This is a genomic window from Escherichia sp. E4742, from assembly GCF_005843885.1.
GTDB lineage: Bacteria > Pseudomonadota > Gammaproteobacteria > Enterobacterales > Enterobacteriaceae > Escherichia.
This window is the reverse complement of record NZ_CP040443.1, coordinates 2,657,749-2,682,156: the sequence shown is the minus strand read 5'-3', so window position 1 is coordinate 2,682,156 and position 24,408 is coordinate 2,657,749. Positions and strand designations below refer to the sequence as shown.

Here is a 24,408-nt window from a genome sequence, read left to right as displayed (position 1 = left end):
AATGCTTCACGGTTTGCTCCCTCAGTCCAGACCACCCTGTGCGTCCGCCTCTCCCGGCAGGGTGAAGTCATAACGCACCTTACGGCCCTGGTCTTCGTAATCAATCGCCAGCTGGCGGGTGATGTGAACGGCCAGCCTTTTTCCCGGTGGCACATAAATGGCATCAAACGTCTGCCCGTAACGCTGCTTCACCCACTCTGCTGTCTCATTCATTCCGCCGGAAATCGCCTTACCCAGTGCCGCCTCCCCGGCACTGCCGGTCAGCGCAGAAGAAAGGCCGTTGACGTTATTCTGCGTGGTGTACTGCCCCTGGCTCAGGGCCTCACCGGCCGCCCCCGCGGCAGACAGACCGAAAATGGTGGGCAGGTATGTAGCAGCATTGGACTTACGGGTGCCACTGATACACGGAATGCCGTCCTCATCCGAAATCCAGCCAATGCCGCCGGTGTTATTCCCGTTCTTCGTCTGCTGATTGCTGTTGGTGGTGCCATTCACATCCGGTGCCGGCAGCGTGCGAACCCGCCCGTCAGCAAACACAAAGGTGATACTGTTCACCTGGCCCCGCACACAGGAGAGCGTCCAGTCACCACTGGCGGTACCGGACACCACGGCCCCTTCCACATCCGGCAGTTCAATGCCGTTGGCGGTCAGGTTGTCCTTACCGATAAGCACCTTGAACGGATAAGGGTCTGTCACCGTGCCGTTGACCGGCACACGCCCCAGCAGGGCCGTCATTGCCCGGCTCCCGACCAGGGTGGCATTCTCCGGCAGGGTGTAGACGGCCTGTGTGGTGGCCTGTTGTTTCTCGTTACTGTATCCCTTCACCTGCTGTTCATACGCCGCCTTCTGACGGGTCAGCGGATTATCATCCAGAAAGGAGGTGGGGAAACGGGGACCACTTTTGCCCCCTGCCACATCCCGTGGGTCAGGCTGTGACTGGTCAGCCGGCGTCACCCACATCAGGCCATCGGCCCCCTGTGACACCGCGCTGCCCGGGGAACCGCTCAGCCCGTCAAGCCCCAGCCCGAGGGGAATATCGCTGTCGGTACTGTTGTTCGCATCCGCCTTACCGGAGTGCCCCTGTTGTGACAGTTGTTCCGTCAGGGACTGCACCTTTGCCATCAGGGTGTTCTGCTCGTTCTGCAGCTGGCGCTGCTTCTCCTCATAACTTTTCTGCAGTCCTGCCACGGCATCGTTCAGCTGACCGGACACATCCGTTCCGCGTTTGCGCAGTTGTTCATTCTCCTTCAGCAGTCTGCTGTTCTGTTCGTCCAGCGTCTGCTGACGTTCACGTACCTGATTGAGACGCCCGATAAGCGTGCGCAGGGTATCTTCCGGTGTGTCGCCCTCAACACCCAGCGCCTTCAGTTCCTCCTGAGACAGGTCCCCAGGACCTGTGTCTGCTGTGCTGACGGGTCTGATGACGGCGCTGAATCACCACAGCTTTTAAGCCCGATGAATACCCCACCCACACCACAGCGGGCACCACAAATTTGACCAGCGTGTTGGATTTAATCTGCACGATTCACCTCCCCACGGGCGCTGCCCCCTGTCTTACGGGCTGTGGTGACTTTACGGCGGACTGGCTCTGCGATAAACGCCCTGTCCGGTCTGCCCTCTGTCACCAGATACAGTGTTGTGGTGTCCTCCGGTGAGCCTGCAGGTCCCAGCCAGCGATGCTGGAAGGTGGCGGTCACAAAGTTTCCCTGCAGAGCCCTGGGGTCCAGCACCACCTTACGGCTGACCGTACTGGTGAGCTTCAGCGCCACCACCGAACGCCCGCCGGCGCCCCATGCTGCCAGTGGCGTGACGGTCAGGGGCTCTGACGGATACAGGGTGGTGATGCGCCCTGGCAGGTGATGACTGACCGGGTGAACACCCGGCACCGCCTCCAGAGTCCTGAGCGGGGCATACAGGGACTGGGCGGCGTAACGGGTCAGCAGCACTGGCAGGGGCGCGCTGTAACGAACCGGCTGACGACGGGCCTGCGTACCATCATCCTGTCCCGGTGCCCGCGACTGACCGGCGGAGGTTTTGCCGGATGAGGGCGCCGGTTTCATCAGGTCAGTCGCCTGACTGACCATGCTGACCTCACCGTCATACACAATACGTACCGGCTCAGAAGGTCCCTGTTCACCGGCGGTGACATCGAGCAGAATCATTTCCCCGGTCTCCACATCCTGCAACTGCAGTCGTGTCTGCGGAAAGGCACTGTCCGCCTTCAGGTACACGGCACCACCGGTACTCTGTACCCGCAGCTTACCGTTCAGTGCCGGCGGGAATCCCACCCGCACATTTTTGTCCGCAAAAATCACCCGCTCCTGCCCCACCTTCAGGGGTACGGATAACGGAATACGCTCCCACTTCATCAGTTCGTCAGCATGCAGCACAAACGGAGATATCAGTAACGGAAGCGCCGTCAGGCTATTCCGGAGGAAATGACGAACGGTAGCTACCATCACTGCGCACCTCCCGGGCCTGAAGCCACCGGCGCGGCTTCCAGCCGTTGTGGTGTACCGCTGTAGCAGTCAAGTGCCAGCCCGAAGGGGTTATGTTCCGGGTCCCCCTCCCAACGCACCACTTTCAGGGGATAACGCACCAGCGCACGTTTGACCGGCTCGGCATGAAAATACTCATCCGCCACCAGGTCCAGACGTACCAGCCAGTTATCCCGGCCCTGTACGGTCACCGGATTTTTGTTGTAGCGACCACCGTACCCGTGCTCAGGGATTTCATACACCACACGCACGCGGTCGAGCAGTTCCCCTGCATCCTTACGGCGGCGGGCATCTCCCTCCATCAGTTCACGACACGACGGCGTCAGATAGGCCGACAGGGCATGAATTTTCGCCGGGTAATCCACCTCACCGTTCTTCGGCCAGGCATTTAACTGCTGGAAGATATAAAAGGCGAAGGAGTAGACCGTCGACGGGGGCACTTCCCACCACGGACGGGTACTGCCGGAACGCAAATCCGGCGGATTATGAATGGTCAGGCGACTGGGGGCAGTCATCCAGCCAATACAGGCCAGTAACAGAAATCCTGCCAGCACGGCACTGATAATGCGCAGGCTGCGGATATGCTGGTCCCTGTCCTGAAGGGCGTGACGAAAACGACTCATGATACTCTCCTTACCGGCCGGGTACGGCGCAGGGACCAGCCCTGCGCCACTATAATCAGCGATGAACGCCCCATACCGGCACGACACTTTTTCTCCTCCAGCCGCTGCCAGAGCCAGTTATCCGGCTTGCCACGCTTCATCCGGGTGATCCAGCTTCCGCCGAACCAGACCAGTAACAGCGGCGTGACCATCATTCCTGTCGGGATAATCACCCAGCCGGTCAGCGGAAGCAGCGGTAACGGCCAGAGCAGGCCGAGACCGGCACCGCTCAGTGCAGCCAGCCCCAGCTCCGGCGTGGTGAAGCCCCGGAACACAGCCGGCTCCACGTTAAGGCGATCGGGTAAAAAATGAATGGTCTGCATGGGCGGCGTTCCTTACAGAATGATGGACGCCGATTTGGTCAGCAGCCAGATCACCGCAACCAGCAGGATCACCCCCACCACCACAATGGCACCAAACTGCGTCCAGCCTTTTTTGCCATCCTGCACTTCCGCAAACGTGGAAATCGCGGCATTCGCCACGACAATAAACCCAATGGCGGAGATAATCAGACCACCCAGCACCACACCGTCCTGGGAATAGCCTTTAATCTGCCCGAACAGCCCGCTGCCACCTCCCGATGACGGCGGCTCCATCTGAGGCAGATCAGCCAGCGCCGGTTGCATACTCATCCAGAGCAGCAAACACAGTGAGAACACGGCCTGCCACAGGCGTAACAGCATTGTGTGCGGCAGAGAAACAAGACGTTTCAGAAAACGAAAACACCACTTCATAAACACAAAATCCTCGTAATCATGATTCAGATAACAAATCACCTCAGCTGGCAAACATCCAGATACTGAGAACCAGCAGGAGAGCCAGCCGGATAAAAAAGCGCCCCAGCATTGCGCTGCGGACTTTCTCATTACTCCAGCCCGCCCAGACATCCAGCAGCGCCCAGGCCGCCCAGAGAAACAGCACAGCCAGGAGCAGCCCGAGTGACAGCAGATGCAGCACGCTGATATCCATTTCCCCGGAAGCCGCTTTAAAGGCGGAGGACTGCGCGGCAGACATGCCCATCAGGGACGCTCCCGCCGGTAATGACCGTTCACGGCTGACGTTGTGCGGGGCTGGGCCCGGGAGGGCGTGAGATAGCGGTCAATGCCATCACGGATGGTCTCCAGATCGGCACGTGCCCGGGGATAATCAAAGAAGTAACGGGATGGCTCAGACGAACCGGACTGAACTGCAGCCACCCGGGCCCGTTCCAGCGCCGCCTGCACCTGATCAAGCTGGCGCATGGCGGTGGCCAGTTCATCCTGTTCAGCCGCCTGAACGGGTATGGCAAGGGTGAAAAGAAACAGCATCCCCGCGGCACCGGCCCGACGGCCGACACGACAGGCTGATGCCGGAAAAGAACGCATACGCACCTCCTTCAGAGTTAAACGGTACGTACAGGATGCGTAAGGCTGGGAAACAGATCAGCAATAAACTCTGTTTGCAGAACTGAAAATTTTCACGGGAAAAGCAGCATGGCTGAACACCGGAAGATTTTCCGGCGCTGAGCAAGGATTCTGATGGTGTTGGCTGGCAAACTCACACATTTGCACCGACATCCGGGCTGGCAAAAAACGGAATTTGCACTGGCGAATAATTTCATCGTGACGTGAATGAATTAACGCTGTCGGGAACAACGCTCAGAAATTACGCTGTTCTCATTTGTAACATCAATAAAGGCGGAATAATGACTGAGCTTACACTGAAGATATATGCTGGCGCACTTGCCTTCTGGCTCCTGTTTTACTGCTTCATCAAAGTTGCAGAACTCCGTTTTCCGCCCTGGGTATGGACCATCATGCAATGCATCGCCGTTTTTTTTATCATCACACTGCCCGTTTTCCTGCGGGAACTGATACGCAGCCCTGCTTTCTGACCAGTACGTTCTCTGAAGAAAACAGCATATGCAACTTAACCTGATCGCTTTGATATTGTTCCGGGGCTGTTTATCTGCATGCCCATTCAAAAGGAGAGAATACGCCTGAACATCTGTTTCAGCCCCTACTTCTGGGCTGGTTATTTTTTTGCGCCTTCTGGTTTGTATTTCTCAATTACCTCCGTCTGGAAGAACCCCATTACCCTCTGTGGGCATGTTACGTCATACAGACCATCAACGGGCTCATTATTGTACTGAATGTTATTATCATCCCCGTGCTGACAGTGACAATCTTCCGCCCGTTTCTCTCATCGGTGAACTGACACTGGCAGTTTTCCACTGATGCGCACTGATGATAACAGGCCGACACCCTGCTACAAAAACAAGTTTTACACCAGGGTGTCGCGGCTCTAAGTAAATATGCTTCACGATACTATCGCTATGAGGGCTTCCTGCAAGTACACTCATCAAAAGAAGGATATATACTTGTATCGAACAAAGAAATAGTTTCAACCTGATCCACTGGAATAACATGCCGGAAATGTTGCAGATTCAGCGGAGAGGAATCAGCTGTAATACCATCTTTCAGATAAAGCGCATAATATTGGTGCTGTTCACAAAACAGCACGTAAGCAACCGCAGGGTTTACCTGATATTCAACCACATATAAACTTGCCTTTCACCATAACTATTTTATGGAGAAAAATAACATGCAGAAAATAGCGAAACGGTCTTTACAAATAATAATCATCGTTACTATTATCGCCATTATATTTAATGCGGGCAGCCTTATCAGAATGGCGAAACGTATCGGGAGTGAGCCATATTACGTAAAAATATCAACAGATCATCCCATCGATAATGGCCGCCCCCCTGGAAATTCACTTATCTGATCGAAGCTTATTCCGCCACCGGCACAGAAAAATCACTGGAGTTTACAACCAGCCATGTATTAAGACCCGGCGCCCATCTTCAGATTTATGTGCGTGACGACGACGTTATCTCCTGGGAAGAGATACCGCTCCATGCCATTCCACCAGATGCACGAAAACAACTGAGAGAAAATCCTTCTCTGTAATAATGTACAAAATTCATTAAAAACAGGCGTGGTACACACAAAAGTATAAAACATCGCAATCAAGACTCTGGTAATAATTAATTACTATACACTAATATTCTGGCGATTTTATTTATCGCCAGAATCATCAACCGCCATCAAATCCCCCTGGTCCCCCTACACAGATAATTAAACAAAACCCAAACAACACGGACATTCAGTATTGACGCCAGATATCATAAAAAATAATAAAAAGGCGGAATAACCAAAATGGAGCTTCATTTATGCAATTAAAACAGCTTATTCTTGTACTCTGCGCCCCCACCGCTTTTGCCGTGCAGGCCAGTACCGCCCCTGCTCTCTTTACTCCTGAAAAAGTCAGCACAGACATCAGCCTGGGCACTCTGAGCGGTAAAACAAAAGAACGGGTTTACTCTTCCCGGGATGGCAGCAAACTTAGCCAGCTGGACTGGAAATACAATAACGCCGCCATTTTAAAAGGAGCCCTTAACTGGGATGTTACGCCATGGACGACATTCAGCGCCGCCGGGTGGTCCACTATTGGTCAGCGTGGTGGTTTCATGACCGATACCGACTGGGAGGGTGTAGATACAAACGACTGGACAGCCCGCAGCTGGCACCCCAACACCCGATTAAAATATGCCAATGAATGGGACCTGAATATCAAAGGCTGGTTTTTAAACGAACCGGATTATCGCCTTGGCATAATGGCAGGCTATCAGGAAAGCCGTTACAGTTTTAACGCGACGGGCGGCCCCTGGGTTGACACAAATTTTGAGACCGGTGAACAAATCAGTGGCACTGACCCACTGGACAGAAAAAGCATTGGTTATACACAACGCTTCAGAATGCCTTATATCGGGCTGACAGGAAGTTATCGTTACGGCAATGTTGAATTTGGCGGCGCGTTTAAATACAGCAGCTGGGTACGTTCATCCGATAACGATGAGCATTATTTGAGAACCACAACATTCAGAGGGAGTATAAAAAATCAGAACTATTATTCTGTTACAGCAAATGCCGGATATTATATCACTCCGAATGCCAGAGTTTATGTGGAAGGGACCTGGAATCGTATCACAAACAAAAAAGGCGATGCCACACAATATAATTATGGAGACGGAACATTCGATAAAAACCCGGGAGGGATGGGCATAGAAAACTATAACTTCATCGCCACCGCAGGTCTGAAATACACGTTCTGATACCACAATATCTGGCATTCCACGCCATGAATACTTCATTTTTTATCTCCCGGGAGAGTTGTGTATGCGCTATATAAAAATACTACTGGTATGCACACTGATGATTTTATCACCACAGCCAATGCCAGTGAGCAAAAACATTCCATATCCGCAGGCATCGGCGTAACTGACGGTGCATATACCGGAGCAGGAATAAACCTCAAATATCGTTATGAATTTAATGAGAAATGGGGAGCGGGCTTTTCATATACGGGCATAGCCAGTTTAATGCCCGGAATAATAGTTAACAGTGCCGGCGGCTATGATGCCTTTTCAGTGGGCCCCTTTTACCGTATTTCTCCGTCCCTCAGTATTTATGCTCTTGCAGGAATAGCCTCTGCAGAACAGGAAGAACAGTGGATAACAGGAAATACCATCAATCATAAAGACAGAGGGGCAATGGGCGCTCTCGGTTTACAGATAAATCCGTGGCAAAGCGTTGTTATCGATGCCTCATGGGAGTATTCCCGTCTGCTGGGCGAGAATAATAATACCTGGATACTGGGTATTGGATACCGGTTCTGATGCCAACAGCGGGAAGCACTGACGCGCACTGACAGTAATGGCGTGGCTTGTCTGCTGACAGCCCGGCACAAAAACAGTTTTGTCCCGGGCTGTCCAGCGCCCCCCGGACTCAGAGGTATTTTTGAATGACGCCATGGTCACGGTGATGGCCACGCCCAGAAGCATGGCCGCCGGCCATATCAGCAGGTTCGGGTATACTGCCGTGGGCCAGGACATATAAAGAATACAGGGAATGTATATCGCCGGTTTAATGGACTTTCTGGCATGGTGATAAACAAAACTGGATTCATACGCAGCACCGTACCTGCGCAGGTCACGTCTTCCCAGACCTTCCACCACAGCCACCAGAGCCACCATCACAAACAGAGGGGCTGACAGCACCAGAATCGTCACCCGGACCAGCGTCACCACCGTCACATATACCGTGGCCATCAGGTAATCATGCAGGTAATGCGCCAGCCAGCGGCCCAGGGTATCCACTTCCTGTATCACACTGTTATCAGCCGAAGCGCCCTGCTTCATCCAGGCCATAAATCCGCTGTCCACAAACAGCCACTGGTACGCCGTGGACACCCACTTCATCACCGTCACTGACGGCGTGGACAGCAGCAGACTGCGGGTGAATTCCGAGGATAACCAGCCCAGCTCGGTGTTCATGACCGCTTCACTGTGTCCGGCCCCCTGCCCGGGCCAGAAAAACGTAATACCCACGTACTCAATCAGCAGGCTCAGCAACAGGGAAGAGAGTACCATCCCGGCCAGTGCCCACGGCCACCCCCACAGCAGGTTATACAGCAGCCCGTGCCGGCGTGGCGGTTGTGCGGCGTCAGGACGCTCCACATCACGACGGGAATCAGCCATGTCCGTCTCCTTCCGGCACATTCACGGCCGGGGCTTCATGCCACCATCCCTCTCCGGTGTGGTAATGACGCCGCATGGCTTCAGCCACTTTTGCAATGCTCTCCGGCATCAGCGCATCGTCCTTATCCGGTGCCGGCAGCGGCATCCGGATTTTCCACAACTGTCCGCCTTCCAGCAGGGCAAATGCCTGCCCCTTTGGCAGGGTGACGATATCCGCCGGCTCCAGTAAGGGAACCTTTACTGTACCAACGCGGTCCTGAGTGCTGGAGGTGAAATCCTGTCCGGACGTCACATCGGCGGTATCCTGATGTCCAGACACCAGTGTTTTGGTGTAAATCTCCACCTGAGGCAGCTGACTGGTCAGCAGCTCTGCCGTCCTGTTCTCCCTGACGCGCAGCATAATCATGTTATTGAAGTTACCCTGTACCTGGGCAGTTTTAGCCGCATTACCGATGCGGGCTTCAATATCCGAAGACGTCTGGGTATACGCCGTCACCTGCATACCGGCACCACCGCCCTTGTTGATGAGCGGAATAAATTCATCGCCCATCAGTTCGTTGAACTCATCACAGTGCAGGTTGACCACATTTTTACTCTCCCCGGCACCGGGCAATCCGGCATTCATACCGTGTTTGTAGATATGTCCGGCCACACTCACCAGGTCTGCAAACATGGAGTTTCCCACGGCACTGGCCACTTCACTGTCACTGAGTGCATCAAGACCGATATACACCACCGCCTTTTTACGTATCACCTGCTCCCAGTCAAACACGGGACGGGTATCGCTCATATCCAGGTAGTCCGGTGCCAGCAGCTCTGCCGTCTTTCCGGTGGTCAGTTTTTCCAGCAACGGCAGCAGGGATGCCACGATTTTATCGAAATAGGTCCGGTCATAACGTACCGCACTTCGCAGACCATCCAGTATCGGGTCATAAAGTTTCTTCCCGGCTTCACTGCTGAGCGCCACCTCAATGGCCCAGATACGCACAGCATCCGGCTGGTTCTGCATGGTCCGGGGCACATCATTCTCACCCAGCACATTCATGTTATTCAGAATGGCGCTTTCCAGTTCCGGCATCTGTTCACTGACCACCTTTCCGGCATAGCGAATATAGAGGTCAGCAATATTATTCACATAGCGCATAATCAGCGTGTAATCCGGGCGTTCTCCCAGCGCCACCAGGGCGCGGGCAATGATATTGACAAAACGCCAGGCAAACTCCCGGAAAGCAGCACTGTTGCCTTCACCGGACAACTGTCCCGCCACACGGGTGGCCACTTCCGATACCCGGCCAAAACGCCCCACTGCGTTATAACGCGCAGAGATTTCCGGCCAGCCCAGATGAAAGATATAAAGCTCATCGCCCCTGCCGGCCCGGTGTGCTTCTGCCCAGACACGCAGCAACAGGTCAGCATCCCCTTTGGGGTCAAAGACAATGGTGACCTCTCCCCGGCGGATATCCTGTGTGACCAGCAGCTCTGCCAGCCGGGTTTTACCGACACGGGTGGTACCATAAACAATGGTATGTCCCACCCGCTCTCCCAGCGCCAGCGTCACATCCTGTTCATCCGGTTCAATACCATGCAGTGCCGGATTCCCGCCCACTGGCGGCAGGGGGCGTACCGGATTCAGCGGAGAGTCCTTGCGCAAAAGCTGCCCCAGACGGGGGACGGTATGCTCCGTTTTCAGCTCAAGCTGACGGGCCATCCGGTACAGCCAGCCCGGCTGAAGGTACCTGGCCACCTCCGGGCGCAACGTATCCTGAAGGCGCTGGGTGTGTTTCTGTGTCCAGCGAAATCCCCGGCCCAGAAAAAGGCGCTGACGGCTCACGGGTATCTGCCGGGTACTCATCACATAACGGGGCAGACGCCGCAGATTGCGACGGTAGCGGATGACCTTCATTCCCTGGCGAAAACGGACCGCTGCCAGAACACCAAAACCGGCAGCAGTGGCATAACTGACCGACGGCGCGAGCGCCACCGCCCAGGGCGCTGTCACACAGACACCGGCCGCCGTTGCCGCCACCACGGCAGTGTTCAGCTCCACCGCCGGTCGCAGCAAAGCCTCAATGACATAACGATTACTCATGACCGGGTACCTCTCTGTAAAAGACGGCGCCACCATGAGCGCCCTGTATCCGCACGCGCTGAAAATCTTTCCAGACGGTATCGCAGCGCCATTACCTCCTGCCATGCGTCCGCCGCATTCAGCAGTAATGCCTTATACACCGGTGGCCCGTCATGTCCGCCTGCATGCACATCATCCACTATCAGCAGGGCTTCTGTGCTGAAACGGTCCACTTTCCAGCAGGCCTGGTCTTCGCGGGAAACACACTGCCGCCGGGTCTGCAGACGAAGATACACACCATGCCGGGACAACGGTTCTGTCAGGTTGTGAATTTCCCGACAGGCAGACCGGAACGCCTGGTCTGTGTGATAAACACTCTGGGCCACATTGTGAAGCTGTGTACGCCCCTCCCCCTGCAGGTGAAACAGAAAGCGGGCCAGACAGCTGCGGTGATTACCGTCAGCACTGACATACCAGTGAATGCCATCCGTGCTGACAAAACTCATCCCGGCATGCTGTTGCTCTGCCTGCGTGTAATATCCCGGATTCTTTTCGAGTAACGGGATATTGATGTCCATGCGTTTACCGCGCTCCAGCAGCTCCAGCCAGGTCATTCCGGCATACTGTGGATGGTCAGTTCCCACAATGCGGTACACATTGATACTGCCCTGTCCCGTCCAGTAGTGTTCCGTAATAAAATCCGACATTGCCGCAAACTCTGCAGCATCCCATGCAGCCAGTTGTTCATGTGCCCAGGCCGGAACATTTGCCTGCACACGGACCAGCAGTGAAGCCGTCATACCTGACCTCCCTTCTGCGGAATTGCATCATTATCATGGTCAGGCCAGTGTGCAACCGCACCACGGCCCCGGCCACATCCACAATGTGGTGATACCGGTACGGATGCGGTTTTCCGGCGCAACATGCCGGCCGAAATGCCTTCCAGAACCACGGATGCCAGCAGCAGTGTCAGCGCCAGCGTGTGCAGTGACTGAAAATCTGCCTCTGCAGCCTGCCTGAAAGAGCGCGGTGACCGGAGGCATTCGGCATCAGTGGCGGACAGTGCACGCCACTCCCCGGTTGTCACCGGTGCCACGAAAGGACGCGACGGGCACCGGAGCATCATCACCGTCCCTTCCGGCGCATCACGCCAGCGTGCTGACTCCGCCTCATAACGCTGCGCCAGCCCTGTCACACCACCGCTGGCGACCTCAACGAAATACAGCATCATCAGGCATCCCGTCAGCACGGATGGCCAGACAATCACTGTTCTGAATAAAAGCATAAACATCCGTTTTACCGTCATCATCCCCGCTCCCCCCTGGTAAGTTCATCTGTCAGTAATGTTCCGTTCAGCAGTTTCAGCAGACGCTGACCGCTGACAAGTTCGATATCCGGCCACAGTGTCAGCCTGGCCCGGCTGACCGGCCCCGTACGACCGGTATGAATAAAAAACCCCCGGCACCCCTCCCGGCGCAGCAGTTCCCCGAAGGCATCAATATGTGCCGGGCGGATGGTCCGTCCGTAGCGCTTTGCCTGTATCAGCCAGCGCTCACCGTTAATCACCACCTGTCCGTCCAGGCCGCCATCACCGCTGTAGCAGGGATTGTGAATAACCGTCATCCCCTGCTGCGTCAGGGCCAGTAACAACACTTCTTCGAAGACATACGGGTTGATTTTGCGCAGATACTTCAGACGATGCGCATCCCCCGGCAGCGTCTTCAGTCTGGCCAGTACCCGGGCGGCAGTGGCACGATAACGCTGATGGCGACGGGTCCGGGCGCATTTCTGTTTTCGCCACCCTCCCCGCAGGATAAGCATCAGCAACACGGCCAGCAGGCAGAACACCAGACAAACCATCAGCACCGGGCTGACCAGCAGGGCTGCGGTTATCACAGGTGCCTGCATCATGGCTCCACCTCCTGTGACAGCCCGTTGTCCGTTATCAGTACCGGATAAGACTTCAGCTGTAACCGGCGGGCCAGCGCAGAACCGGATGCCGGTGCCATCGCCACGCCGGGGGCCAGTTCACGCAGCGTGCGCAGGCCGTTTTCATCAGCCACATTCACCACCATTCCGGCAGCATGACGCGCCCGGAGCACAGCCGCATTTTTCTGCAGCCACGCGCGGGAATACACATCATCCCCCACAAGGAAAAGTGCACCGATGCCCGGTAGCTGAAGCGGGCGTGGTGTCACCTCGCCGGGTGACATTTCAGGTGTGCTGACCGGCAGCATCGCGGCTTCTCCCTGCAGAAGAGGCTGTGGTGAAATAACCGGTGCAGAAGCCGGTGCCTGCCGGTTGATACCCTCAAAAAAAGGCGCGGCATCCCTGCCACCCAGGTCAGCAATCACCGTCAGTTCCGCTTCTGCCGCCGCACAGAACAGCAGCAGACTCAGGGCATAAATTCGCCCGTGTTGTTTCATTTCTGTTTCTCCTGAGGTTCAGTCCAGATATAACGGGGAGAAGGCGTCAGCATGGCTGTCTGCCGTGGCGTCATCCCTGTTGCTGCTGACCGGGCATGCAGTCGGTCCAGATGACGTCTGACCACGGCGGTGTAACGGGCGGCCGGCTTTCCACCGGCAGGATGATGATAACAACCGGCTGCCTTCAGCCAGCTGTCAGGATGGCGCTGACGGCACTCCTGCAGAATGACTGCCGCCGTTTCAAGACTGGTGTACGGGTCAAAAGCCGCCCATGTTGACGGAAAACGATGACCATTCCACCCCAGATTGACCTGCGCTATCCCGACATCAATACATCTGGCCGGATAACGTTTCAGAAACACCTGCAGTGCCTGCCAGGCCTCCAGACGGCTGGCATAACGGTACCCCTTCCCGGCCACATTGATTGTCCAGGGCCAGGGGCGGGAGACATCCGGAAGACGCCCGTCGCGGCGGGAATACTGCATGACGCCGGCCACATCACCGGGCGCCATGGCGGTCTCTGTCAGGGAGATGGCATACAGCACTTCTGCCGGAATACCGTGTGCACGGGCCACCTGCACATACCCGTCAGGAATGGTCTGTGCAACAGACTGACACATACCGCTGCCTGCCAGCATCAGCAGAACGGTCAGAATGCAGCCACGCGCCATCCGTCCGCCCCCTGCTGCAGTACCACCGGCATCTGTCCCTCACCAAAACGCAGCCAGCGCCCCGCATCATGGTTCAGGGTGATATGCCGGCTGCGAACCTTCTCTGGTGGGATATTGTGCTCACGTGCCCACTGACGAAGCAGCCCGTCTTTCCCCTGACTGTCCACCAGGTAAATATCCACCGGCTTACCGGATGCCAGCACCTTACTCAGGCGGATATCACAGGACGCACAGTCCTTCGCCTTCACAAACAGCGCCAGTCTGCCTCCGGTGTCCCCGGCCAGAACACCGGTATTGCCCATGCTGACCGGCAGCTTTCCGGGATAAAGACGCTGCCATGCCGCATCAACCTCCCGCTGAAAAGCCAGCTCCTTCTCTGTACGGGCATACTCTTCCTTCACCCACTTTTCGGCATACGCCCGGCGCTCAGCCGGTGTCCGGGCCTCAATACCCAGTGCTGTCAGCGGGTCAAGACCCGGTGAGTGTATCCCGCGGGGGCCCGCCATCAGTGCCTGATAACGCCCCCAGTCCTCCTCACTCAGCCCCCACCGGCCAGCCTGCTGTTGCAGCGACTGCGTGGTGCTCTGCGTATGTTGTGACGTATCCGTACGGGACACGTCCGTCACGGTCGTGTTCTGGTCTGCGGCCTGTACCAGTACAGGTATCAGTATCACCAGTAACAGGGATTTCAGTCTCATCTTCATTCACTCCACCCTGACCTGTACCTGACGTCCGTTCACCCGGAACGTCGCCTGTTCGTGACCGGCATGAATCAGTGTCCAGCCGGCCACACTCTCACCTTCCCCGAGCAGTGCCACCTGCGACAGACGGGTATATCCCCGGGGTGCCACCGCCGCATATGACTGCGCCCCCCGGCGCTCGGTGCCGGTCAGCACAAACGGTGCCTGACGGAAAGTGTGCGACGTACCTGAACGTGCAGTCAGAGGGCGGGCGATTTTCTGTACCACCGGAGAGGGGTCTTTCGTTCCGGACACGTCCTTTTTCCCGGTGCCGGAAGCAGAGGGGGATTCGGACTGAACAGCCCGGGGCTGTGGCTTCTCTGCCAGTGCCGCCAGTGTGTCCAGCCGCAGGGAAAGGGCTTTCTGTGCTGCCTGAATCTGCTCAAGGGACGCCGGCACTTCCTTAAGCAGCGTCTGCTGAACCTCGGTCAGAACGGGCTGCCGGGCCAGCTGCGCCAGACGCGCACTCTCCGCCTGCAGCTTCGTCTCCAGTTCACTCAGGCGTGACTGCAACGGGGCCAGCGACGCCGGTGTCAGACGCTCCCCCTGCTGTTGTTCCAGGGTTGCCAGACGGGTATCCATCGCCAGCATGCCGCGTCCCGTCAGATACAGAGCCACGCCCGTCACCATAACCAGCAAAGTCAGGGAACCGACTGCCACGCCCCGCAGAAGTGAACGCCGGCGCGTTGTGGGTTTATCTGCAGGGACGGGTGTCATCATCTCCTGTTGTTCGCTCATTTTTTCAGGAAGCCTCCCCTAGCCGGTTGCGCCACCGGGGCCGTGATTGCCGGAGAAGCCGGCACCGGTGCCAGCTGGCCTGCCGGTAACTGATACCCCGCCCGCAGGCTGTGGCAGACCACACGCTGAACGTCATCCACCTCCAGTTGCCAGGCCGGTCCCGCCATCACCTGCAGGGCTGTACGCAGTCGCACCGGTCCCTGCTGATACTGCACGGCGGGCAGGGGCTGGCGGTACAGCACACCATTGGCCGGCCCGGTGGCACACAGCGTGTAACCGGACTGTTTCAGGGCATAACGCATGGCATCGGCCACAGTGGGCTTTAACGACGCCGGAATACGGATATCAATCACCTGGGAAAGCGGGTCACGCTGCGCTGCCTGCGGTGCCGTGCTGACCAGCAGGTAACGGTCGTAACGCACCACTTCCGGTGCCGGCTGCGCATAAATATCCGGTGACACCGGCTGTACATTGCGGGAAACGCTGACGGAAGGTACCGGCATGGCCGGCGCACGTTGCTGAAGTTTTTGTGGACTGTTACACCCGGCCAGCAGGGCCAGGGTAACCAGGGAAAATAAGATCCCGGGTTGCATCTTCATCCGGATAACTCCTCTGCAGTGATAAAACAGCGGTCACTGTGCAAAGAAGCGCCGGCTGGCTCAACGAACAACTCATTATCAGTAAACAAAAAAAACGCCAGCGTAAAAGCTGGCGTGATGTTGATTATGCGGAAAGTGGCCTCTCATATCAGCCACACTCCGCCCCGTGATAACACGGAAACGGATTAACCGAGCGCTTTCTGCAGCTCGTCATCAGAAAGCTGCAGGATCTCCTGAATACTCTCAGGCGACATCCCCATCTTCTGCATCCGACGGGCTGCCTCAAGCGTCTTTTTTCTCTCTTCCTGACGGCCTTTCTCGATACCTTTCTCGATACCTTTCTCGATACCCGCCAGTTCAAGTCGTTCAGCGATAGTCATAATCTCATCCTCATACCGGGGCAGATGTTCTGCCATCGCCCGTATAAATTCCGGTGAAGCCGAATCGCACGCCTTCACCATATAGTTTAACAGAACCACCACCTGATCGTGTGTTCCCTGTATCTGAAGCAACTGTGACAGAAAGTCAAGCTGCGCCATCAGATCGCCCTTCCGCTGACGGACCTTCATCAGAAGCATCAGGGCGGCCATCTGCTGATAGCAGCGGATACCCTCATCATCAAGAAGACCCACATCAATAACGCGGGGCGGCTTTCCTTCGCCGTAAAGCTCACGACCAAGCGCCGGATCGTCCAGACAGTCCAGCCAGTTCAGGCTGTACGGATACGGACTGGGTTCACCGTGATAAAAAAGCACCGGGATCACAATGGGGGCCTGCTTATGCGTTTTCAGGTGACGATACATTATCGCCAGCACATAATGCATCATGCGCAGGGCCATAAAACGATCCGCAGAGCTCTGATGTTCCGTCAGCGCGTAGATGTAACCATCACGCCCGTCGGTGGTTTTCATGCTCCACAGAACGTCACTGGCATACTGACGCAAATCCGGATCCACAAACGTGGCCGGCTCCAGCTTCAGGGTGTTCATATCGCACCGCTGTAACTGTGCCGGCGGCAACGCAGCCTCCAGAAAATCCCTTGCAACCGAAGGGGTTTCCATCATCGCCCTGAACGCCGCATCGTGTGGCGTGGGGGTGGTATGATTTTTTTCACTCACGATACCTCCTTGGTAAAAATGGGGGCAGTGATGCCCCCGGGGTTAACATTACATGGCATGGATAATCCGCCGTTCAGCGCCATATCCCGGTCCACTGAAAGGAATGTCGTCGTCAAAATCCATCGGCATTCCCCCACCGTTCCCGGAAGCCGGTGACGGTGAGTTACCCGCCGGCACACCGGCAGTTCCCTGACCGCTGTGTGCGGACGCGGTACCACTGCCCTGCTGGCGCGGAGAGCCCAGCATCTGCAGGGTGCCGTTGACACTCACCACCACCTCCGTCGAATAGCGATCAACACCATTCTGCTGATCGAACCATTTCCGGGTCCTTAACTGGCCCTCGATGTATACCTGTGAACCCTTGCGCAGGTATTCACCGGCAATCTCCGCCAGTTTTCCGAAAATCACCACGCGGTGCCACTCGGTCTGCTCCTTCATTTCACCGCTCTGTTTATCACGCCAGGATTCACTGGTGGCCAGGGTCAGGTTCGCCACAGCTCCGCCGCCATTGGGGAAGTAACGGAGTTCCGGATCCTGTCCAAGATGCCCTATCAGTATCACCTTATTAATACCGCGTGACGCCATATACCCTCCTCATCCTCACGCACACGTCCGCTGCGTCCAGGTGCCGTTTTCCAGCGCCTGTGCCGCCTGCTCATGGTCTCTGTAATACTCCACGGATTCACGGGACACCGGTCCCTCATCACACTGAGTACCAATATAATAACCACGTACGCTGCTGAGAACCTGAAGGGGTAACGTATAACCGGCCTGTGCGGCCAGAATGCCATTTGGCTGTTGCATGGGAAGTTTCCTTAAAGATAAAGACAATAAGAAAACAGACCGCCCTGATGAGGCAGTCTGTTTTCATCAGGACGGTTGAGAAAAGTACGATCAGAAAGAGTTTTCTGCGTATTGCTGTTGCATGGTGCCGTTTTGCGGCGGCAGGGAGTCTGATTTTTCAGCCTTGTAAACCATCTCCTGGCCTATCTTGATCCAGTCTACCTTGATCAGGCGGGCCTTCAGGCTGACGCGTTGCTCACCGGCATGCTCTCCCTTGTTCAGGGTGAAAATGTCAGTGGACAGGTTGCTCAGCGTGAAGCCAAGCAGCACCTTGCGATCTTCATCCACCGCCTTCTGGCAGCGGGCAATCAGGGCGGTCGCCTCTTTACCGGCAACCGTGACATCAAAACGGACGTAGGACGGGCTGTCCGTGGGTCCGCTCAGCGCATTCACCACACAGCTGAGAAACGAGCCGTTCTGGTGATTCACCTGACGTACATTACTGAGATACCCCAGACCTTTGAGGGTCAGATTAAAGTATTCAGTTCTGGCAGTATTTACAGACATGATGATTTCTCCATGGAGTTAAAAAATGTGATGACGGAGAACATCACCATCCCTGACGGGAGTGAATGTTCCCGTCGGGGATGCCGGATCAGCTGAATTCCGGCTGTCTGAACAGATAAAAAAGCCCTCATCGTCGCGTCATAATGCGCTTTTTGTGACGACATTCTGCTCTCAAGAGCGCGCAGATTTACCCCATTCACGTGGAATGCACCACCCTTTCAGGCTCAGGGGGTGTTGAATGCAGCCACCCGAAGGCGTTCCTCACAGGCTGCCGGAACATTGGTGGTCGTAAAAACGACTGTCAAGCCCGGTCATCTTTAAGTCACCACTGACAAATGTCAACGCTAAAACAAATAAAAAAGGCACCGGGATTTCCGGTGCCTGAGGGGGATACCAGCCCCCGGGGTTAATTCTCATCATCTCCGGGGATAAATCCCGGCGCGGTTTTCACGGAGGGGATGCGCCTTGTAACCCCGCGAGTGTGCATTACGGGTTACCGGACCCTGGAGCTGCCCGCTCCACTGTGGTCAGCAGGGTATTGCATCAAAGCTTAATCACACTACCCGATCCTGAACAGGGAGAAATTAAGATTACTCTGTTTTAGTTTTTCCCGATTTTTTTCGCCGCCCGGCCTTTTTCTGCGTGTTCACCACCCCCTTACACTCAGGATACCGCTGACAGCTCAGGAACAGCCCGTGCTTTCCCTTTCGCTGCCGGGTTGGCCCCTGACAAAGCGGGCACGGCGGCGTCACCGGAACCGTCATACTGAAGGGCTGTTCCCGCCCGGATGAGACCAGATGACGCACCCACTGCTGCTGTCTGCCCATAAAGGTATCCAGTGACATTCTGCCCTGTGCAATATCATCCAGAGCCTGCTCCCACAGCGCCGTCATGCCCGGGCTGGTCAGGGCTTCCGGCAGGGCGGCCGTCAGTTCCCTGCCCCGTTGCGTTGACCGGATATGCTTCCCGCTCTTCTCCAGATACTGCCGGGCAAATAACACCTCCAGCACACCGGCCCGCGTGGCCTCCGTTCCCAGACCAGCATTCTCCCTCAGCACTTTTTTCAGCTTCGGGTCACTGACCTGACTGGCAGCATTCTTCATGGCGGCAATCAGGGTCCCTTCCGTAAAAGGTGCCGGAGGTGACGTCATCCGATCCTTGAGTTCTGAACCGCTAATCCGGCAGTGCTCACCCCGTTCAAGCGCCGGCAACGCCATTTCCGTCGTCTGTTCATCTTCGCCTTCAGCAGCTTCTGCTGCTTCCCCGGAAAACAGGCCTCGCCAGCCCGTCACCACATTCACTTTCCCGCGTGCCCTGAACAGTTGCCCGCCGAGTGTCAGTGTTGCATCGGTGATATCAGATTCCTGCAGAGGCAGAAACTGGGCCAGATAATGCTGGCGGATAAGCTGATACACCTTCAGCTCATCTTCACTCAGTGCCCTGATATCAAAGACCTGCCGGGTCGGAATGATGGCATGGTGTGCCGTAATTTTTTTGTCATTCCAGATACGTGAAACAAAACCGGGATCGAGCTGTGCCAGAACCGGCGTCAGGGCGGGATCTGAACGCGCCATCGCAGCCAGTACCTCCCGGCTTTCCTGTTGCATGGATTCAGGCAGATAGCCACAGTCCGTCCGGGGATACGTCGTGGCTTTGTGCGTCTCATACAGAGACTGCGCGATATTCAGCACAGTCTGCGCTCCCATACCAAATTTCCGGGAGCAGGCTTCCTGCAGTGTACCCAGCGAAAAACAGAGCGGAGCCGGTGTTTTTTCACGCTTCCGGATTACCTCATGCGCCACCGCTGACGGTGTCTGCTGACACAACTGAAGAACAGCCCGGGCCGCCTGAACGTTCACGCACCGTTTCTCTTCATCGCAGTACTGCTCTGCCGCCGCCCAGACGGCCCGGAACCGGATCCCGTCTTTCTCCAGTCCGACAAACACCTGCCACCAGGGCCGTGGCACAAAACCGGCAATCTCCTGATCCCGTCTGACCACCATGGCAAGTGTCGGCGTCTGTACCCTTCCGACGGATAACACATCCGGGATCCCCGACGCCCGGGCTTTAAGGGTATACAGGCGCGTCAGGTTCATCCCGATCAGCCAGTCAGCCTGACCACGGGCCAGGCCGGCATCATACAGACGGGCCATCTGCTCACCGGGCAGAATATTTGCCAGCGCCTCCCGGACGCTGGCCTCATCCAGGGCAGACAGCCACAGCCGGCGGACTGGCCCGCGATACTGGCAGTACGCCAGCAGTTCCCGGGCGATGACTTCCCCTTCTCTGTCCGCATCCGTGGCGATCACCACTTCAGACGCACGCTTCAGCAGGCGGCTGATCACCGCAAACTGGGATTTCGTCTGCGGTTTAACCGTCATCTGCCACTTTTCAGGCAGAACGGGAAGCGACTCCATACGCCAGGGAACCCCGAACTGCTCCCCGTACGCTTCCGGGGCGGCCAGCTCCAGCAAATGCCCCACAGCCCAGGTGACCGTGACAGTATCACCTTCAATACAGCCCTCTCCCCGCCCGCTGAGCCCCAGCACCCGGGCAATATCCCGCGCCTGTGACGGTTTTTCACACAAATAGAGTTGCATGGTACCTCCGCTGTATTATTTCAGGGGCGGAGAAAAAACAGAGCGTTTTTTACCACTCATGACATCCGGATCAGGTTTGCCAAAACGGCTGACAGCCACCCTGCCCTTCTCCGTGCCGGATAAAATATCCTGCCGGGTGGCATGAACCGTTTTATAGGACTGCACCACGCCATACACCTTACGGACAGCGTGTCCTCCGGTATCCAGTATGTTGTCCCGCTGAGCCCGCGAAATCAGCCCGTAGTGAAAGGCATGAAACGCTTTCATGACCAGTTCGTCATACCCCACAAGCAACCAGACACAGCGATATCCCAGCGGAGAGCTGCTGAAAACACCAATGTTCACGGGCGAAGATGATGCAATATCTGAGATCACGATATTGCCGGGAATGTTGTTCAGCACCACCTCCAGTCCGGCGACCTGCTGCCGGATCTGCTCCGATGCCTGCGATAATGCCTCCTCCAGCCTGACCAGCAGCATATCTGCCCAGGGATTATCACGCTCCGCATCCCGTGTTGCCTGCCCGGCCCGGGCAATGACCTGAGGCATGCTGATGATACCCGGACGGGGTTTACCATCACCGGATACCTTCTCCGTTTTGCGCCCTTCCCACAGGCGGATGGCATAATGGGTGTGTAACAGAATGGACAGCGAGGACTGCAATGCGCCGGCCCGGACTTCTTTCTGGTTCAGTTTATCTTCACTCATATCAGTTCCTTATAACAATCAGGGATAAAGTGAGATCGTCAGGACGAAGCGCAGAAGGAACAACAGAAAACCAGATTCAGGCCACAGAAAAATGGGGAAGAAAGGGAAGTTCAGTACACCGGTGCCCGTGATCCGGCACCGGTGAGCATCAGATCATACCGATATCAGAAACGATAAGTGATCCCGGTGGAAAACAGTCCATCCCATGACTTATCCACCATGGGAGAGTTTTTAACTTCATCAGATAAGCGGCTGTAACGTGCGGTTCCGTAAATCCCCCAGTTACTGGCAAAGGTGTAATTTGCACTGAGCTCAAGGTAAGGTGACCAGCCATTATCCGCTTTATACCGCTCCAGACCGCTGCGCGCAGATTCACGACGCGATACGCCATAATAATAGTCGTTCTGTTTCTGGCTGCTCCACGCCACACCAATACCGGGCGTCAGGATGAATCCGCCATTCACATAACGATATAACCACGCCACGTCACCGACAACACCATTACTGTTGTCCAGGACATCCGCTGCCAGACTCGTTCGCAGAAAACCATACGCCGTATGGTGGGACCATGATATCCCTGCCATCATCGTGCTTTTACGTTTATCCAGCTGACGTAACTGATAGTGATTACTGTCATCCGGATGAAAATACATCGGCGACCAGTAGGCCATCACCGACAGAGTATCTGCAGCATCGTTCCAGAGGTAATATCCACCGCCCAGACCACGGAACCAGAAGTTGTCGCCGTCATAAGACACAGCCGGGATAAGATACGCTTTAGCGTCGTAACCTTTATAAGGCTGGTCAATCACTCCGACACCGGCCCCCAGTGTCAGAGTGCTTTCTGCATAAGCCGTGTTTACTGATAAGGCGGCCAGCATACTGAGCGCCAGAATTTTAATTTTGGTCATAAAAAATCCTTCCTTAGTCAAAATTTCAGCGCGGAAAGTATACTGACGAGAAAAACGGCGACAAGTATTCTGTTTTACTCTTATCTTCCGGTCCCTTTATGCAATCCTGGCTTTTCCCAGAAACAAACAGGGTCTGGCAGGGCTGGAGGAACACTGCATCCTGTCAGGGGGTTTCCGGCTGACGCCGGGCTTCGGCGGTTTACCGTCAGATGTTCCAGGATATTCAGTACCGCCGCCTTCCATGCTGCTGACGCAGCATAATTTTTATACTCTGTTGGCACTGCCAACACTGATTAATTTTTGCTCTCTGTTGCCACTGGCAACACTGGCTAATTTTTGCTCTATGCTGCCCCGAGCAGCACTGGCTAATTTTTGCTCTATGCTGCCCCGGGCAGCACTGGCTAATTTTTGCTCTATGCTGCCCCGGGCAACACTGGTTGATTTTTGCTCTCTGTGAACGTGGACCACAACGCCATCACCGGGCTCTTATCGCAGAACGGTTACGCAGGGAGGCCCGCAGCCCTGCCACAATACCACTCAGACGTTCTGCTGAAATGGGTTCTGTACGTTTCCGGGTGACAACAGGTTGCGAAGTGGAGCGCCCTCCTGCTCCCGCCCGTGTGATGGCTAATGCAGCGACGCGCTGTTTCTGTTTCGGCGGATAAAAATTTCCCTCCCGGGCACGCTTCAGCACCGCAAGCAACCAGCCCACAGGGTTCTGCAGTGACTGACTGCCCAGCATCCCTGACAGGCTTTCCAGCACCCCCTGTGCCAGCGCTTCCGGCAACGCCTGCAACTGACTGGTCAGCATGATGGCATCCTCCTCCCGAATTTGTCCCGTCAGCGACGCCGGCAGTACGTACGTGTTTTTAATCACACTGTGTGTGATATTACGTACGTAATGGTTCGGTTTCCGGACTCTGTGATAACCTGCTGATTTTCCTGATGGTTCGGAATCCGAACTCTGTCTTTCTTGCCCCATTTTTTTACCCGGTTCGGTTTCCGAACTCAGCTTTTCCGGTGCCGAACTCAGTGTTTTCACCACCGGTTCGGTTTCCGAACCCGGCTGCATTCTGCCCTCCGTCACCCGCTGACGGGCAGCCATCAGCCCCGGTGTCTGGGCACTTCCTATCCGGGCTTCCAGCTGACTGATATGGCTGTGGTAGTGGCGCATTCCCGGATCATTTTTTATTTCACCCAGAATATCCCGTGCCGTCTGATTGATGGTCCGGTTCCGGCTCATACAGGCTTCTGCCACCATATCCAGATAACGTGGATCCATCGCCTCTGCATCGCAGAACGTCAGGGGCTCGTCATGCTGGGCGTAAATGTTTCCCCGAACCCGGCCTTTATCATCACGCACCCGTTTACACAGGCTCAGCCAGCCCGTGATCCGCAACATCAGCAATACCCGGCTGACGGTTTCTCTGGAGGCTTTTCCCTTTCCCGGCGATGCCAGCTGCAGTTGCAGTTCATCGTAAGTGGGAAAAATGGCCCCCTCATTATTCTGTGCATACAACCGGATCATCATCCATGCCATCTTATCCAGCGGTGAAAGACGCGTATCCAGCAACAGACGGCGCGGAATGGCATCGTGCACATTGCCGGTGAACAACAGTCCGCTGCGTATTCGCCCCTCCTCCTTCCGGGCTCCGGTGGTCATACGATGCTTCATTTTTTCCAGGGTATACGCAATCAGGCTTTCCGCAGGTAACGCCATAATCACCTCATTCAGTAA

At 55.9% G+C, this 24,408-nt stretch carries 26 protein-coding genes and 2 pseudogenes; 3 read left to right on the top strand and 25 right to left on the bottom strand.

Translation table 11 applies throughout. From position 1 onward, the window contains the following. Window positions 1-21: 21 nt before the first annotated feature. The 7 genes and pseudogenes from FEM44_RS13065 to FEM44_RS13035 all read right to left on the bottom strand — a co-directional run bounded on the left by FEM44_RS13065 (window position 22) and on the right by FEM44_RS13035 (window position 4,524). A pseudogene (locus tag FEM44_RS13065) lies at window positions 22-1,522 on the bottom strand (TIGR03752 family integrating conjugative element protein). After that, a complete protein-coding gene (locus FEM44_RS13060; protein WP_135524151.1) occupies window positions 1,512-2,459 on the bottom strand; it encodes a TIGR03749 family integrating conjugative element protein in 948 nt (315 codons plus the stop codon). Before FEM44_RS13060 ends, FEM44_RS13065 begins: the two are co-directional and overlap by 11 nt. Next, on the bottom strand, window positions 2,459-3,121 hold the full coding sequence (locus tag FEM44_RS13055; protein ID WP_138158894.1) for a PFL_4703 family integrating conjugative element protein: 663 nt from the start codon (window positions 3,119-3,121) through the stop codon (window positions 2,459-2,461). The genes FEM44_RS13060 and FEM44_RS13055 overlap by 1 nt, the downstream gene beginning before the upstream one ends. Next, complete coding sequence (locus FEM44_RS13050) at window positions 3,118-3,483, bottom strand: TIGR03750 family conjugal transfer protein (RefSeq protein ID WP_135524131.1); 366 nt, start codon at window positions 3,481-3,483, stop codon at window positions 3,118-3,120. The genes FEM44_RS13055 and FEM44_RS13050 overlap by 4 nt, the downstream gene beginning before the upstream one ends. Before the next feature lie 12 nt (window positions 3,484-3,495). Next, window positions 3,496-3,894 carry a TIGR03745 family integrating conjugative element membrane protein gene (locus tag FEM44_RS13045; RefSeq protein WP_171022596.1) on the bottom strand — a complete coding sequence of 133 codons (399 nt, stop codon included), beginning with the start codon at window positions 3,892-3,894 and terminating at the stop codon, window positions 3,496-3,498. 43 nt (window positions 3,895-3,937) lie between these two features. Further along, entirely contained in the window at window positions 3,938-4,180 is a 243-nt protein-coding gene (locus FEM44_RS13040; RefSeq protein WP_135524132.1) for a TIGR03758 family integrating conjugative element protein, read from the bottom strand. Next, a complete protein-coding gene (locus FEM44_RS13035; protein WP_057698393.1) occupies window positions 4,180-4,524 on the bottom strand; it encodes an integrative conjugative element protein, RAQPRD family in 345 nt (114 codons plus the stop codon). The genes FEM44_RS13040 and FEM44_RS13035 overlap by 1 nt, the downstream gene beginning before the upstream one ends. Window positions 4,525-5,922: 1,398 nt before the next feature. On the opposite strand from FEM44_RS13035, the gene FEM44_RS25860 reads away from it, so the two are divergent. From FEM44_RS25860 to FEM44_RS13010, 3 genes are all read left to right on the top strand, one after another. Then, window positions 5,923-6,111 (top strand): DUF1093 domain-containing protein, encoded by a 189-nt coding sequence (locus tag FEM44_RS25860; RefSeq protein ID WP_138159247.1) that lies wholly within the window; start codon window positions 5,923-5,925, stop codon window positions 6,109-6,111. 263 nt (window positions 6,112-6,374) lie between these two features. Further along, entirely contained in the window at window positions 6,375-7,316 is a 942-nt protein-coding gene (locus tag FEM44_RS13015) for an omptin family outer membrane protease (RefSeq protein WP_135524134.1), read from the top strand. A 60-nt stretch (window positions 7,317-7,376) separates the two neighbouring features. Continuing rightward, complete coding sequence (locus FEM44_RS13010; protein ID WP_138159050.1) at window positions 7,377-7,880, top strand: outer membrane beta-barrel protein; 504 nt, start codon at window positions 7,377-7,379, stop codon at window positions 7,878-7,880. Window positions 7,881-8,000: 120 nt separating this feature from the next. Here FEM44_RS13010 and FEM44_RS13005 read toward each other — a convergent pair. The 18 genes and pseudogenes from FEM44_RS13005 to FEM44_RS12915 all read right to left on the bottom strand — a co-directional run. Then, window positions 8,001-8,741: pseudogene (locus tag FEM44_RS13005) on the bottom strand (TIGR03747 family integrating conjugative element membrane protein); the annotation flags it as partial. Beyond that, the gene (gene traD, locus FEM44_RS13000) at window positions 8,734-10,830 is read right to left on the bottom strand and encodes a type IV conjugative transfer system coupling protein TraD (RefSeq protein WP_138159048.1); all 2,097 of its coding nucleotides are present in this window, start codon (window positions 10,828-10,830) and stop codon (window positions 8,734-8,736) included. The gene traD and the pseudogene FEM44_RS13005, both read right to left, overlap by 8 nt. Beyond that, window positions 10,827-11,609: a hypothetical protein gene (locus tag FEM44_RS12995; RefSeq protein ID WP_135524138.1), complete on the bottom strand. Its 783-nt coding sequence runs from the start codon at window positions 11,607-11,609 to the stop codon at window positions 10,827-10,829. Before FEM44_RS12995 ends, traD begins: the two co-directional genes overlap by 4 nt. Continuing rightward, on the bottom strand, window positions 11,606-12,118 hold the full coding sequence (locus FEM44_RS12990) for a hypothetical protein (protein ID WP_135524139.1): 513 nt from the start codon (window positions 12,116-12,118) through the stop codon (window positions 11,606-11,608). The genes FEM44_RS12995 and FEM44_RS12990 overlap by 4 nt, the downstream gene beginning before the upstream one ends. After that, window positions 12,115-12,720, bottom strand: a complete 606-nt coding sequence (locus FEM44_RS12985) for a restriction endonuclease (protein ID WP_135524140.1) — start codon at window positions 12,718-12,720, stop codon at window positions 12,115-12,117. Before FEM44_RS12985 ends, FEM44_RS12990 begins: the two co-directional genes overlap by 4 nt. After that, on the bottom strand, window positions 12,717-13,235 hold the full coding sequence (locus tag FEM44_RS12980) for an integrating conjugative element protein (protein ID WP_135524141.1): 519 nt from the start codon (window positions 13,233-13,235) through the stop codon (window positions 12,717-12,719). The genes FEM44_RS12985 and FEM44_RS12980 overlap by 4 nt, the downstream gene beginning before the upstream one ends. Next, window positions 13,232-13,906 carry a transglycosylase gene (locus tag FEM44_RS12975; RefSeq protein WP_135524142.1) on the bottom strand — a complete coding sequence of 225 codons (675 nt, stop codon included), beginning with the start codon at window positions 13,904-13,906 and terminating at the stop codon, window positions 13,232-13,234. Before FEM44_RS12975 ends, FEM44_RS12980 begins: the two co-directional genes overlap by 4 nt. After that, window positions 13,885-14,604 (bottom strand): TIGR03759 family integrating conjugative element protein, encoded by a 720-nt coding sequence (locus tag FEM44_RS12970; protein WP_171022597.1) that lies wholly within the window; start codon window positions 14,602-14,604, stop codon window positions 13,885-13,887. Before FEM44_RS12970 ends, FEM44_RS12975 begins: the two co-directional genes overlap by 22 nt. 6 nt (window positions 14,605-14,610) lie before the next feature. Further along, window positions 14,611-15,384, bottom strand: coding sequence for a Tat (twin-arginine translocation) pathway signal sequence (locus tag FEM44_RS12965; RefSeq protein ID WP_135524144.1), 774 nt, complete (start codon window positions 15,382-15,384; stop codon window positions 14,611-14,613). Beyond that, the gene (pilL2, locus tag FEM44_RS12960; RefSeq protein ID WP_171022614.1) at window positions 15,381-15,977 is read right to left on the bottom strand and encodes a PFGI-1 class ICE element type IV pilus protein PilL2; all 597 of its coding nucleotides are present in this window, start codon (window positions 15,975-15,977) and stop codon (window positions 15,381-15,383) included. Before pilL2 ends, FEM44_RS12965 begins: the two co-directional genes overlap by 4 nt. Window positions 15,978-16,168: 191 nt before the next feature. After that, complete coding sequence (locus FEM44_RS12955; protein ID WP_135524145.1) at window positions 16,169-17,101, bottom strand: Rpn family recombination-promoting nuclease/putative transposase; 933 nt, start codon at window positions 17,099-17,101, stop codon at window positions 16,169-16,171. Between the two features lie 48 nt (window positions 17,102-17,149). Then, complete coding sequence (gene ssb / locus FEM44_RS12950; RefSeq protein WP_135524177.1) at window positions 17,150-17,686, bottom strand: single-stranded DNA-binding protein; 537 nt, start codon at window positions 17,684-17,686, stop codon at window positions 17,150-17,152. A 15-nt stretch (window positions 17,687-17,701) separates the two neighbouring features. Next, window positions 17,702-17,905, bottom strand: a complete 204-nt coding sequence (locus tag FEM44_RS12945; protein WP_047659586.1) for a hypothetical protein — start codon at window positions 17,903-17,905, stop codon at window positions 17,702-17,704. A 90-nt stretch (window positions 17,906-17,995) separates the two neighbouring features. After that, window positions 17,996-18,451, bottom strand: a complete 456-nt coding sequence (locus FEM44_RS12940; protein WP_055385412.1) for an STY4534 family ICE replication protein — start codon at window positions 18,449-18,451, stop codon at window positions 17,996-17,998. A 590-nt stretch (window positions 18,452-19,041) separates the two neighbouring features. After that, a complete protein-coding gene (locus FEM44_RS12935; protein WP_135524147.1) occupies window positions 19,042-21,051 on the bottom strand; it encodes a DNA topoisomerase III in 2,010 nt (669 codons plus the stop codon). A gap of 15 nt (window positions 21,052-21,066) precedes the next feature. Next, window positions 21,067-21,759 carry a PFL_4669 family integrating conjugative element protein gene (locus FEM44_RS12930; RefSeq protein WP_135524148.1) on the bottom strand — a complete coding sequence of 231 codons (693 nt, stop codon included), beginning with the start codon at window positions 21,757-21,759 and terminating at the stop codon, window positions 21,067-21,069. A gap of 164 nt (window positions 21,760-21,923) precedes the next feature. After that, entirely contained in the window at window positions 21,924-22,670 is a 747-nt protein-coding gene (locus FEM44_RS12925; RefSeq protein WP_135524149.1) for a MipA/OmpV family protein, read from the bottom strand. Between the two features lie 475 nt (window positions 22,671-23,145). Beyond that, entirely contained in the window at window positions 23,146-24,390 is a 1,245-nt protein-coding gene (locus tag FEM44_RS12915) for an STY4528 family pathogenicity island replication protein (protein WP_135524150.1), read from the bottom strand. Window positions 24,391-24,408 lie beyond the last annotated feature (18 nt).